At 72.2% G+C, this 12,492-nt stretch carries 13 protein-coding genes; all 13 read right to left on the bottom strand.

Going from position 1 to position 12,492, the window contains the following annotated elements:
• Positions 1–13: 13 nt before the first annotated feature.
• From J3P44_RS15985 to J3P44_RS15925, 13 genes are read right to left on the bottom strand one after another with little or no spacing between them, the layout of a single operon-like run.
• Complete coding sequence (locus tag J3P44_RS15985) at positions 14–448, bottom strand: type II 3-dehydroquinate dehydratase (RefSeq protein WP_255891423.1); 435 nt, start codon at positions 446–448, stop codon at positions 14–16.
• Complete coding sequence (locus tag J3P44_RS15980; RefSeq protein ID WP_255891422.1) at positions 445–1,242, bottom strand: DUF402 domain-containing protein; 798 nt, start codon at positions 1,240–1,242, stop codon at positions 445–447. The genes J3P44_RS15985 and J3P44_RS15980 overlap by 4 nt, the downstream gene beginning before the upstream one ends.
• A complete protein-coding gene (aroB, locus tag J3P44_RS15975; RefSeq protein ID WP_255891421.1) occupies positions 1,239–2,336 on the bottom strand; it encodes a 3-dehydroquinate synthase in 1,098 nt (365 codons plus the stop codon). Before aroB ends, J3P44_RS15980 begins: the two co-directional genes overlap by 4 nt.
• On the bottom strand, positions 2,333–2,833 hold the full coding sequence (locus J3P44_RS15970; RefSeq protein ID WP_255891420.1) for a shikimate kinase: 501 nt from the start codon (positions 2,831–2,833) through the stop codon (positions 2,333–2,335). Before J3P44_RS15970 ends, aroB begins: the two co-directional genes overlap by 4 nt.
• Positions 2,833–4,011 carry a chorismate synthase gene (aroC, locus tag J3P44_RS15965; protein WP_255891419.1) on the bottom strand — a complete coding sequence of 393 codons (1,179 nt, stop codon included), beginning with the start codon at positions 4,009–4,011 and terminating at the stop codon, positions 2,833–2,835. The genes J3P44_RS15970 and aroC overlap by 1 nt, the downstream gene beginning before the upstream one ends.
• Positions 4,012–4,023: 12 nt before the next feature.
• The gene (locus tag J3P44_RS15960) at positions 4,024–4,791 is read right to left on the bottom strand and encodes a prepilin peptidase (protein ID WP_255891634.1); all 768 of its coding nucleotides are present in this window, start codon (positions 4,789–4,791) and stop codon (positions 4,024–4,026) included.
• Between the two features lie 5 nt (positions 4,792–4,796).
• The gene (locus J3P44_RS15955) at positions 4,797–5,648 is read right to left on the bottom strand and encodes a shikimate dehydrogenase (protein ID WP_255891418.1); all 852 of its coding nucleotides are present in this window, start codon (positions 5,646–5,648) and stop codon (positions 4,797–4,799) included.
• A gap of 1 nt (position 5,649) precedes the next feature.
• Complete coding sequence (mltG, locus tag J3P44_RS15950; RefSeq protein ID WP_255891417.1) at positions 5,650–6,813, bottom strand: endolytic transglycosylase MltG; 1,164 nt, start codon at positions 6,811–6,813, stop codon at positions 5,650–5,652.
• Entirely contained in the window at positions 6,806–7,267 is a 462-nt protein-coding gene (gene ruvX, locus J3P44_RS15945; protein WP_255891416.1) for a Holliday junction resolvase RuvX, read from the bottom strand. The genes mltG and ruvX overlap by 8 nt, the downstream gene beginning before the upstream one ends.
• 2 nt (positions 7,268–7,269) lie before the next feature.
• Positions 7,270–9,972 carry an alanine--tRNA ligase gene (gene alaS, locus J3P44_RS15940; RefSeq protein ID WP_255891415.1) on the bottom strand — a complete coding sequence of 901 codons (2,703 nt, stop codon included), beginning with the start codon at positions 9,970–9,972 and terminating at the stop codon, positions 7,270–7,272.
• Positions 9,972–10,247: a DUF6167 family protein gene (locus J3P44_RS15935; protein ID WP_255891414.1), complete on the bottom strand. Its 276-nt coding sequence runs from the start codon at positions 10,245–10,247 to the stop codon at positions 9,972–9,974. The genes alaS and J3P44_RS15935 overlap by 1 nt, the downstream gene beginning before the upstream one ends.
• Positions 10,247–10,777, bottom strand: coding sequence for a hypothetical protein (locus J3P44_RS15930; protein ID WP_255891413.1), 531 nt, complete (start codon positions 10,775–10,777; stop codon positions 10,247–10,249). The genes J3P44_RS15935 and J3P44_RS15930 overlap by 1 nt, the downstream gene beginning before the upstream one ends.
• 19 nt (positions 10,778–10,796) lie before the next feature.
• Positions 10,797–12,467: an alpha-amylase family protein gene (locus J3P44_RS15925; RefSeq protein ID WP_255891412.1), complete on the bottom strand. Its 1,671-nt coding sequence runs from the start codon at positions 12,465–12,467 to the stop codon at positions 10,797–10,799.
• Positions 12,468–12,492: the final 25 nt, after the last annotated feature.

Raw genomic sequence — 12,492 nt, 5'->3', positions numbered from 1 at the left:
CCGGCACCCGGGATCAGCTGGTCGCGCTGGCCAGCACGACGAGTGCCTGACGGTAGCCGTCCACGCCCTCGCCGGCGATCGTCGCTGCCGCGTGCGGCTCGACGACGGAGGTGTGCCGGAACTCCTCCGGCCGCTGCTTGGGGTCGGAGATGTGCACCTCGACCAAGGGCGCCGTCAGCTGGGCGCAGGCGTCGAAGAGCGCCAGGGAGTAGTGCGTCCACGCACCGGCGTTGAGGACCACGGGCACGCCGTCGTCGGCGGCGGCGTTGAGCCAGTCGAGGAGATCGCCCTCGTGGTTGGTCTGGCGCACCTCGACGTCGAGGCCGAGCCCGCTCCCCCAGTCCACGCACAGGTGGGCGAGCTCGGCGTGGGTCGTCGTGCCGTAGATCTCCGGCTGGCGCCGACCGAGCCGCCCGAGGTTGGGGCCGTTGAGCACGAGGACCTTCATCGGAGCAGCGTAGTGCGCCGCGCCTCGGCCACGAATGGAGTGTCAGGCAGCGGTGGGACGGTCCAGTGCGACGGTGGGCGCCACGTCGTCCACTCGTCGTCGAGCGGCCAGCCACCGGCCTCGACGAGGTCGGCGCGCGCCCAGTCGGCGATGGCCCGAACCTCGTCGGCGAGGCCGGCGTCGTACATCCCGGCGGCAATTGCCGCCTCCAGCTCGTCGGCGTCCTTGAGCCACAGCTGCCCCGACGGCTCGAGCCAGAGGTCGAGGACCAGGTCGCGGGTGTTGGTCTCGTCGCCGCGGCGCCGATGGGTGAGCTCGAGGTTGACGTAGTACCCGGCGAACGACCCGTCGTCCTCCCAGAACACCCACACCGACCACGGCCGCCCGGTGGGCGCGATTCGGAGCACGCCGCTCGACTGCCAGCCCTGGATCGCCGGGGCCCGTTCGACGCCGAACCGCTCGGCGAGCGGGTGCTCCCGCAGGGACCGGCCGTCGGCGGGGGTCCAGGCGAGCACGTCGGTGGCGTCGGCCAGCCACGCCACGAGTCCGCGCTCGTCGTCGCGGACCACCCGCATCGGGTCGCAACTGCGGCCGTAGCGCCACTGGACGACGTCCCCTGGCGACAGGAACGGCGCCGATCCGGCAGCCGTCCACGGACCGTCCGACTCCGCGAGTCGCAGCGTTTCGAGCAGCTCCAGGTCGACGGGCCGCGCGGTCGCGCTGCCCGTGAGGCGCTGCATGGTCCCTCCGGAGTCGGAGAGCTGGACGTCCGAGCCGGGATCTGGGTCAGTCACCCGGCGGACGATATCGCGGCGTAGGCCGCGCGCAGGTCGTCCTCGCTCGGCCCGGCGAGGATCCGAGGCGCCGCGAGGTCGTCGAGCACGACGAACCGCAGCTGCGAGCCTCGCGCTTTCTTGTCGATCCTCATCGCGGCGTGCAGGTCGTCGAAGGAGGCGGCGTCGTACGTCGTCGGCAACCCGACGCGCGACAGCGCGGCGCGGTGCCGCTCGACGAGCGCCGGGGCGAGGGAGCCCGCGAGCGCGGCGAGCTCGGCGACGTAGACGCAGCCGATGGCGACGGCCTCGCCGTGCCGGACGGTGTAGTCGCTGGTGCGCTCGATGGCGTGGGCGAGGGTGTGGCCGTAGTTGAGCACCTCGCGGCCCGGGTGCCCGTCGACGCCGCCGGCCTCCTTGAGGTCACCGACCACGACGTCGACCTTGACCCGGATCGCGCGCTCGACGAGCTCACGCAGCTCGGGCGACTCCGCGGTCAGCGCGGCCGGCTCGGTCCTCTCCACGATGTCGAGGATGGCCGGGTCGGCGATGAAGCCGCACTTGACCACCTCGCCCAGGCCCGCGACGAGCTCCTCGCGCGGCAGCGAGACCAGCAGCGAGAGGTCGCACAGCACGCCGGCGGGCTCGTGGAAGGACCCGACCAGGTTCTTGCCGGCGCCGGTGTTGATGCCGGTCTTGCCCCCCACCGCCGCGTCGACCATCGCGAGCAGGGTGGTCGGCACGTGCACGACGCGCACGCCCCGGAGCCAGGTGGCGGCCACGAAGCCGCCCAGGTCGGTGGTGGCTCCCCCGCCGACCGTCACGACCGCGTCGGACCGGGTGAAGCCGGCCTCCCCGAGCGCCTCCCAGCAGTCGGCGGCGACCGGCGCGGTCTTGGCACGCTCGCCCTCGGGCAGCCCGAGCGCCAGCACGTCATAGTGCTCGACGAGGGAGTCGACGATGGGGTCGGCGAGCGCGCCGAGCGACCCGGCGTACAGCACGGCGACGCGCTCGACCGACTCGCCGAGCAGCTCGGGCAGGCGTCCGGCGAGTCCGTTGCCGACGACGACGTCGTAGGGCGAGGCACCCCCGACGTGGAGCACGGTGTCGCTCATCGAAGCAGCTCCTGGATCTCGGCCGCGACCTCGTCGGGCGTGCGTCCGTCGGTGTCGACCACGTGGGTCGCGACCGACTCGTAGATGGGCGTGCGCTCGTCAAGCAGGGCCTTGATGCGCGAGCGGACGTTGCCGAGCAGCAGCGGACGGCCGGCGCCGAGCCCGACCCGCTTCACCGCGTCGGACAGGCCGACCCGCAGGAACACCACGGGCACGCCGGTCAGGAGCTCGCGGGACTCGGCCCGCATCACGGCGCCGCCGCCCAGGGCGAGCACGCCGTCGTGCTCGGCGAGCGCCGTGGTGACCGCGTCGGCCTCGAGGTCGCGGAAGTGGTCCTCCCCCGACTCCACGAAGATGTCGGAGATCTCGCGTCCGGTGCCGGCGACGATGTCGGCGTCGGTGTCGCGCACCGGCAGGTCCCACGCCCGGCCGAGCAGCTCGGCGACGGTCGTCTTGCCGGCGCCCATCGGCCCGACGAGCACCACCCGAGGGGGCATCAGCGGTACCTGAGGGTGTCGAGGTAGGCCTCGGCGTTGCGGCGGGTCTCGGCGACCGAGTCGCCGCCGAACTTCTCCACGACCGCGTCAGCGAGCACGAGCGCGACCATCGCCTCCGCCACGATCCCGGCGGCGGGGACGGCGCAGACGTCGGAGCGCTGGTGGTGCGCGACGGTGGCCTCACCGGTCGCGACGTCGACCGTGCGCAGGGCCTTCGGCACGGTCGCGATCGGCTTCATCGCCGCACGCACGCGCAGGACCTCGCCGGTCGACATGCCACCCTCGGTGCCGCCGGAGCGACCCGACGTACGTCGCAGCCCCTCGTCGGTCGACACGATCTCGTCGTGCGCCAACGACCCAGGGGTGTCGGCGAGCTCGAACCCGTCCCCCACCTCGACGCCCTTGATCGCCTGGATGCCCATCAGCGCGCCGGCGAGCTTCGCGTCGAGCCTCCGGTCCCAGTGGACGTGGGAGCCGAGGCCCGGCGGGAGCCCGTGGACGACGACCTCGACGACGCCGCCGAGGGTGTCACCGTCCTTGTGGGCCTGGTCGATGCGCGCCACCATCGCGGCGCTGGCGTCGGGGTCGAGGCACCTCACCTCGTCGGCGTCGAGCCGCTCGAGGTCGTCGGGAGTCGGTACGACGCCGGCCGGCGCCTTGACGCCGCCGAGCGAGACCACGTGCGAGACGATCCGCGCCCCGACGGCCTGCTCGAGGAAGTTGGAGGCCACCCGGCCGAGCGCCACGCGGGCCGCGGTCTCACGGGCCGACGCGCGCTCGAGGATCGGGCGGGCCTCGTCGAAGGCGTACTTCTGCATGCCCACGAGGTCGGCGTGGCCGGGCCGGGGACGCGTCAGCGGGGCGTTGCGGGCCAAGGCCTCGAGCTCCACCGGGTCGACCGGGTCGGCCGACATGACCTTCTCCCACTTGGGCCACTCGGTGTTGCCGACCTCGATCGCGACCGGGCCACCCTGGGTCTCGCCGTGCCGGACGCCACCGATCACGCGGATCGCGTCCTGCTCGAACTTCATCCGCGCGCCGCGGCCGTAGCCGAGGCGCCGCCGGGCGAGCGAGTCGGCGAGGTCGTCGGTCGTGACGCGGACGTGGGCGGGGAGCCCCTCGAGGATCGCCACCAGCGAGGGACCGTGGGACTCGCCTGCTGTGAGCCATCGGAGCATGCGCGAAGTCTCTCAGCCCCAGATGCGCCCGGCGAGCGCGGTCCCCCAGACGAGACCCACGAGGGCGCCGATCACCATGAACGGACCGAACGGGAAGGACTTCTTGAGCAGCTTCCGGTCGCGGCGGACCACGAGCGCAACGAGTGCGGGCAGGCTGAAGGCGAGGAATCCGGCCCACAGCCCGATCATCAGCGGCCCCCACCCGACCCAGGCGAGCACCAGTCCCACGGGCGCTGCCAGGCGTACGTCACCGAAACCGATCCCGGCCGAATGGATCCCCCAGAGGGCCCAGTAGAACGAGCGGGCAGCGACCATCCCGAGCAGCGCCCGCACCAGGGCCTCGCGCTCCCCCGTCGCGAGGCCGACGACGGTCACGGCCACGATCGCCGCGAGGGTGAGCGGGATGACGATGACCCGCGGCAGGAGGCGGGTGTGCCAGTCGATGACCGACAGGGCGACCGCGAGCGGGGTCAGCGGGACCAGCCACACCAGCGGCCAGTCCAGCCCGGTCACGCCACCGAGCAGGCCGCCGCACACCGCCGCGAGCACCGCGCTCCGCCGGCCCAGGCCGGGCCGGGCGGCGATCTCGGCGTAGAGCACCTTCGGGGGCTCGTCGACGGTGCGTACGTCGTCGCCCTCGGCCTCGACGGCGGCCTCGACGTCCGGCACCGGCGCCGGCTCGGGTTCGGGCTCCGGTTCAGGGACGAGCGCGATGATCCGCGGCACGAGCAGTCCGCCGAGACCAGCGACGACGGCTCCCAGCAGGGCAGCCAGGACCATCTCGTTCACTCCGCGCTCCGTCCGTCGAGTGCCTTCCGGCCGGCCGCTCTCATGGCCTCACGCGGTGCCCGGAGACCAGTGAACAGCTCGAACTGGAGCACGGCCTGGTGCACCAGCAGGTCCAGCCCGCCCACGAGCACCCGGTCTGACGCCGACGCGGCGAGCGGAGTGGGCCAGGGGTCGTAGAGAGCCTCGAACACCACCGGCACCCCCCCGCACCGGGCCACGAGCACGTCGGTCTGGGCAGCCGCCGGGATCGTCGAGACCACGATGTCGGCGACGACCGCGGCGTTGTCGTCCAGTGCCCGGGTGCGGACCTCGACGCCGGCGGGGTGGGCCCGCAGCGCGTGCACCGTCTCCGCCGCACGCGCCGCGTCCCGCACGAGCAGGTCGACGGAGGTGACGCCGAGGTCGACCAGCGCGAGCCCGATCGACGTGGCCGTGGCCCCGCCGCCGAGGATGGCGGCCGACGCCAGCGGGGCCGTCGTACGCTCCCGGATCGCGGCGACCGCGCCGGGCAGGTCGGTGTTGTCGCCGACCCGCTCGCCCTCTTCGTCGAGGAGGAGGGTGTTCACCGCACCGGCCAGGCGCGCGCGGTCCGTGAGTCGGTCGGCGAGACCCAGCGCCTCGCGCTTGAGCGGCATCGTCAGCGACAGCCCGCGCCAGGTCCCGTCGAGCCCCGCGAGGAACGCCTCCAGGCCACCTGCCGGCACCCGGCGCGCGTCGTAGGACCAGTCCAGCCCGAGCGCGGCGTAGGCGGCACGGTGCAGGACCGGCGAGAGCGAGTGGCCGATCGGGTCGCCCAGCACGCCACAGCGCCGCGCACGTCCAGGCGCCGTGCTCGCAGGCTCGCTCACCTCAGCATCGGTCCGAGGTCTCGCAGTAGGCCTTGTACTCGTCTCGTCCCTCGAGGAACCCTTCGTAGTCCTCGTAGAACTTGGTCTCGCCGGTCGAGAGGTCGACGGTGACGTAGTAGTACCAGTCGCCCTCGGCCGGGTTGGCCGCCGCCGCGATGGCGTCGTCGCCCGGGGCCTCGATCGGGGTCGGCGGGAGACCCGCGTTGATCCGCGTGTTGTAGGGCGTGTCCTCCGCCAGCTGCTCGGGGGTCAGCTCCGTCGAGCCGGGCGAGAGGCCCAGGCCGTAGGCGATGGACGCGTCGATCCCGAGCGTGCCGTTGGTGCCGCCCTGGTCGCCCGGCCCGTCGAGGCGGTTGTAGATGACGCGCGCGATCTTGGGCATGTCGTCGCCGCGACCCTCGGCCTCGACGAGCGAGGCGATGATCATCAGCTCGGCGGGCGTGTGGCCGAGCTCGGCGGCCTTGGCCTCGAGGTCGGCGGCCTCGGCGGCCTCGCGCCACCGGTCGACCATGGTCTTGAGGATCGCGACCGGCTTCATGCCCGGCTTGATCTCGTAGGTCGCGGGGAAGAGGTAGCCCTCGGCGTTGCCCTCGGCGTAGTCGGGTAGTCCGAGCTTGTCGGGCTGCTGGAGGGCGCGGTTCCACGCCGCCTCGGGGAAGTCGGTGTTCTCCGCGAGCGTGGAGACGATCTCGGTCAGGCGCAGACCCTCGGGGACGGTCACGGTCGGGAAGCCGATGAGGTTGTCGGGGTCGGCGAGGACCTCGCACGCGTCGGCGGCCTTCATCTCCTTCTGCAGCTCGTAGGCACCGACCTGGATACCGGTTCCGTCCTCCTGGCACGCGTCGATGAAGGCCTGCACGGAGGCCGTCACGCCGTCGGCCTTGAGGTTGCGGCCGATCTGGGCGACCGCATCGCCCTCGTTGACGGTGAACTCAACGGAGCCGGTGCCGGGACCGGGGTAGTCCTCTGGGCCCTGGAACTGGTCGGCGACCCACTCGACGCCCCGCGTCAGCCCGAACCAGAAGCCGCCGGCGAGCACCACGAGCGCGATGAGCACGGCCAGGCATCCCTTGAGGCCGCGGCCCTTGCGCCGCCTGCCTCCGGGGACGTAGTCGTAGGTCTCTTCCTGCTCGACCTCGTCCTGCTGGACCTCGTGCTCACTCATCTGCCACCTCGACGATCTCTCCCGGTGCTCGCCCGCTCGACCGCTCCGTGTCGAGCGCGGTCTGCAGGATCAGCACCGCTGCTGCCTGGTCCACCACGGCACGTCGCTTGGCGCCGTTCCGACCCTGCTCGCGCAGCATCGACTCGGCCGAGACCGTGGTCAGTCGTTCATCACACAGCCTGACGGGTACGGGCGCAACTCGGCGCGCCAGCCGCGCGGCGAACTCGCGGGCCTTCGCGGCCGCCGGTCCCTCCGCACCGCTGAGCGAGCGGGGCAGCCCGACCACGACCTCGACCGCCTCGAGCTCCGTGACCAGCTGCGCGAGGCGTCGTACGTCGCCCCTGCCGCGCCGCACCGTCTCGACCGGGGTCGCGAGGAAGCCGGAGGGGTCGCTGGTCGCGACGCCGATCCGGGCGTCACCCGGGTCGATCCCCAGCCGGACCCCGAAGCGCACGCTCAGCCCTGGCCGACCCGCGTGGCGACCTCGCGCGACACCAGCGCGAGCGCCTCGTCGATGCGCGAGGCGTCGGTGCCGCCGCCCTGGGCCACGTCGTCCTTGCCGCCGCCCTTGCCGCCGAGCAGGGGACCGACGACGCGCACCAGCTCGCCGGCCGACAGGCCCCGGGCGCGCGCCTCGTCGTTGGTCGCGGCCACCACGGACACCTTGCCCTCTGCATGGCCGATGATCACGACCACGCCGGGCTCGCCCTGCGGCAGCCGTCCGCGCACGTCCATCGCCAGCTGTCGTACGTCGCTCCCGCCGGCGCCGTCGGCGCGGTGGGCCACCACCTTGACCGGGCCGACCTGCGCCGCCCCGGAGGCCAGCTGGGCGCTGGCACCCAGCAGCTGGGCGAGTCGAGCCCTCTCCAGCTCCTTCTCCGCCGCTCGGAGCCGCTCGGTGAGGCCCTGGACCCGGCCGACGAGGTCGTCGGGCTGGGTCTTGAGGAGCCCCGTCAGCTGGGCCACCACGTCGCGCTCCCGCGCGAGGTAGGCGAAGCCCTCGAGACCGGTCAGCGCCTCGATCCGCCGGTTGCCGGAGCCGACGCTGGTCTCGCCGGTCACCACGACGGTGCCGATCTGGGAGGAGTGGTCGACGTGCGTGCCGCCGCAGAGCTCGCGCGACCACGGGCCGCCGATCTCCACGACCCGCACCTTGGTGTTGTCGTAGGTCTCGCCGAAGAGCGCGATCGCGCCCCACTCCTTGGCCTGCTCGAGCGTCATGTAGTCCCAGGCGACCGCCAGGTCGGCGCGCAGCGCCTGCTGCGAGACCTGCTCGATGTCGCGGACCTGCTGCGGGCTCAGCGCCTGGGTCCACCCGAAGTCGAGCCGGAGGTAGCCCGGCCGGTTGTAGGAGCCGGACTGCAGCGCGGTCGGACCGAGCACCTCGCGCAGCGCGGCGTGCACCACGTGGGTGCCGGAGTGCGCCTGCCGGGCACCGATGCGCCACTCGGGGTCGACCCGGGCGTGCACCTCCCGCGACGGGTCCAGCTCGCCCTCGGTCACGCGTACCTGGTGGACGACCAGGCCCTTGATCGGGCGCTGGACGTCGATCACCTCGAGGCGACCGCCGTCGAAGACGATCGTGCCGGCGTCGGCCACCTGGCCGCCGGACTCGGCGTAGAACGGCGTCCGGTCCAGGACCAGCTCGCCGATCTCGCCCTCGGCGAGCCGCGGTGTGGCGGCACCGCCGCTGAGCAGCGCCAGCGGCCGGGACTCGGTCTCGAGCGTCTCGTAGGCAAGCCACTCGGTGGGGCCGAACTCGTCGAGCAGGCCGCGGTAGACGGCCGTGTCGCCGTGCGCGCCCTTCTTGGACCGGGCGTCGGCCTTGGCACGCTCACGCTGTTCGGCCATCAGCCCGCGGAAGCCCTGCTCGTCGACCTGCAGGCCCTGCTCGGCGGCCATCTCCAGGGTCAGGTCGATCGGGAAGCCGTAGGTGTCGTGGAGCGCGAACGCGCGCTCGCCGGACAGGGTCGAGCCGCCGGACGACTTCACCTCGCCCGCGGCGAGGTCGAAGATCTGGGTGCCGGCCTGCAGCGTCTTGCGGAACGCGTCCTCCTCGGCGAAAGCGACCTGCGAGATGCGCTCCCAGTCGGTGAAGAGGTTGGGGTAGGTCGGGCCCATGACGTCGCGCGAGACCGGCATGAGCGCGGGGAGCACCCGGTCCTCGCACCCGAGCAGGCGCATCGAGCGCACCGCACGGCGCAGGAGCCGACGCAGGACGTAGCCGCGGCCGTCGTTGCCTGGGGTGACGCCGTCACCGATCAGCATCATCGAAGAGCGCACGTGGTCGGCGACGACGCAGAACCTGATGTCGTCCTCGCGGTCGATGCCATAGGTCTTCCCAGTCAGCTGCTCGGCCCTGGCGATGACCGGGTGGACCAGGTCGATCTCGTACATGTTCTTCTTGCCCTGCAGCAGCAACGCGACGCGGTCCAGACCCATGCCGGTGTCGATGTTCTTCTTCGGCAGCGAGCCGGCGACGTCGAAGTCGGACTTGGAGCGGACGGCACTCAGGTCGTCCTGCATGAAGACGAGGTTCCAGATCTCCAGCAGCCGGTCCTCGAGCTCGACGGGCATGTCGGGTCCGAGCGTCGCAGCGTCGAAGTCGGGACCGAAGTCCGGTCCGCGGTCGAAGAGGATCTCCGAGCACGGGCCGCCGGGTCCGGGCACGCCCATCGACCAGTAGTTCTCCTTGGGGCCGAGCTGGACGATCCGCTCCTTGGGCAGGCCGGTGACCTTCATCCAGAGATCGATGGCCTCCTGGTCGCCGACCAGCACCGAGGGATAGAGGCGGTCCTTGTCGAGCCCGTAGCCGCCGTCGGCCACCGGCTTGGTGATCAGGTCCCAGGCCAGCTCGATGGCGCCTTCCTTGAAGTAGTCGCCGAAGGAGAAGTTGCCGCACATCTCGAAGAAGGTGGCGTGCCGGGTGGTCTTGCCGACGTCCTCGATGTCCGGGGTCCGGATGCACTTCTGCACGCTGGTGGCGCGGTCGAAGGGCGGCGTCTCCTGGCCGAGGAAGTAGGGCTTGAACGGCACCATGCCGGCGTTGACGAAGAGCAGGTTGGGGTCGTCGGCGAGCGTCGAGGCGGAGGGCACCACCGCGTGACCGGCGGCCTCGAAGTGCGCGAGGAAGCGGCGGCGGATCTCGGCGGTGTCCATCAGTGGTGATCCTTCTGCGTGTCGGGTGCGGAGGTGAGCTCCGGCGTTCCAGTGCGGGCTTCAGTGGGCCTGAGGCCGAGCTGCTCGCGCAACTGCGTTTCGCGTTGGGTGCGGCCCTGCTGGACCTCCTCGGCGAAGAGCCGGGCGCCGGCCTGCCAGCCGCGCAGGCGGTCGCGCAGTCCGTCGGCGGTCAACGCGTCGGCGACACGGCGGGCGCGGGCGGCGGCGTACACCCCGACCCCCGCCCCGGCGACGAACCAGAGTGGGCGGCCCATCAGGCGACGTCCTCCCTGACTCCCCCGTCGTGGCCCGCTCGCTCGCGTGCGCGGTACTCGCGCAGCGCCTGCTTGGTCTCCGCCCGTCGGTCACGCCCGGCGCGCCTGATCTCCCGGCGCACCTCGAGGCGGATCCGGTGGCGGTTGTCGGCCGACAGTGCCCGGCGCAGCCCGTGGGTCCAGGACGCCGCCTTCACCACGGTCTCGCGAGCCACGATGTCCGCGAACAGGCGGCCGTCGATGTCGCGGGCCACCGGCACGTCGGGGCGCTCGGACTCGTCCAGCCGGGTGATCACGAACGCGCCCGGCGCGGGCTCAGCCGGCCCGGTGGCCGTGGAGGTGGCCGTGGGGGTGGTCGCGGCCGGCGGGACCGCGGACTCGAGGACCTCGAGCCGCTCGACCAGCGTGTCGACGGACGCCTCCGCTCGGGCCGCACGACGGGACGCGCGGACAGCAAGCGCCACCGCCACCAGTGCCACCCCGATCGCCAGGGTGCCGGTCGCGGCCAGCCAGGCCTGCTCGGTCGTCACGGCGCCGAGCCTACAAGCCTCACGGGATGGCGAGATCACCCGTCGGTCGCAGGCGCAGCCACCTGTAGCCGTAGCCGTCGAGCGCGACCCGCGTCGTGGCGGCCCCCGTCACGACCTCGTCCGACATCAGGTCCACCGCCTCGAGCCCGTCCCCGCCCGGGTCCACCGGCACGTCGACGGTCACCGGCTCGGACGCGAGGTTGTGGACGGTGACCACGGCGGAGCGGTCGATGTCGCACCGTTGGACCAGCACGCTCGTCTCCGGCTGCTCCACGACGCTCCAGGTCCCCCAGCCGAGCTCGGGACACGTCCGGCGGATGCTGATCAGCTTGCGCATGAAGCTCCACAGGGAGTCCGGGTCGTGCAGCTGGGCGGCGACGTTCACGTGCTCGGGGCCGCAGGCACCCGGCACCACTCGCTGGAGGAGACGCCCCGGCCTCGCCGTGGAGAATCCGCCGTTGCGCCCCGCACTCCACTGCATGGGCGTGCGGACGGCCATCCGGCCGTCGGCATCGAGGTCCTCTCCCATGCCGATCTCCTCGCCGTAGTAGAGGGTCGGCGTCCCCGGGAGTGAGAACATCAGGCTGTACGCCATCCGGATCCGGCGCGGATCGCCGCCGAGCATCGTCGGCAGCCGACGCTTGAGCCCGCGGTCGTAGACCTGCATGGCCGGCTCGGGCCCGAACGCGGCGAACACCTCCTTGCGCTGGGCGTCCGTGAGCTTGTCGAGCGTCAGCTCGTCGTGGTTGCGAAGGAACGTCGCCCACTGGCACGTGCTGTCGATCGGCGGCCGTTGTGCCAGGGCCTTGACGAGCGGACGTGCGTCCCCGCGGGCCAGGGCCAGGTAGGTCGCCTGCATCCCGATGAAGTCGAACTGCATCTGCAGCTCGTTGGCAGCATCGCCGCCGAAGAACGCCCGCTGCTGCGCGTGGGGCAGGTTGACCTCCCCGAGCATCATCGACCAGCCGGTCCGCCGGTTGAGGAAGCCGCGGATCGTCCTCATCAGCTCGTGCGGGTCCACCGTCAGGGCGGGGTCACCGGCGTTCTTCGCGTTCTGCTCCAGGAACGGGATGCCGTCGACGCGGAAGCCGTCGAACCCGAGCTCGAGCCAGAACCCGATGATCCGCATGATCTCCTCCACCACGGCGGGGTTCGCCAGGTTGAGGTCGGGCTGGTGCTTGTAGAAGTTGTGCAGGTACCACTCGCCGGTGCGGTCGTCGAGCTCCCAGATGGAGTCCTCCTGGTCGGGGAAGACCACCTGCCCGGCGGTGTCCGGGGGCTCGGTGTCGCGCCACACGTAGTGGTCGCGGTAGCGGTTGGACGTGCTGCGTCGCGAGGCCTGGAACCACGGGTGCCGGTCGGAGGTGTGGTTGACCACGAGGTCGGCGATCACGTTGATGCCGCGGTCGTGGGCGGTCCGGATGACCTCGACCAGGTCACCCAGGGTGCCCAGCCGGGGGTCCACGCCGTAGAAGTCGGTGACGTCGTAGCCGTCGTCGCGGTCGGGGCTCGGGTAGAACGGCATCAGCCACAGGCAGGTGACGCCGAGCTCGGCGAGGTAGTCGATGCGCTGCGCCAGGCCGGCCAGGTCTCCGATGCCGTCCCCGTCGGAGTCGTAGAACGTCTCCACGTCGAGGCAGTAGATGACGGCGCTCTTCCACCACAGGTCGCTCGTGTCACTCACTCGCATGCCTCCACACAAGCAGACGAGCGTG

Source organism: Nocardioides astragali (assembly GCF_024436375.1).
Lineage (GTDB): Bacteria > Actinomycetota > Actinomycetes > Propionibacteriales > Nocardioidaceae > Nocardioides > Nocardioides astragali.
This window is presented reverse-complemented; position numbering and strand designations above follow the sequence as displayed.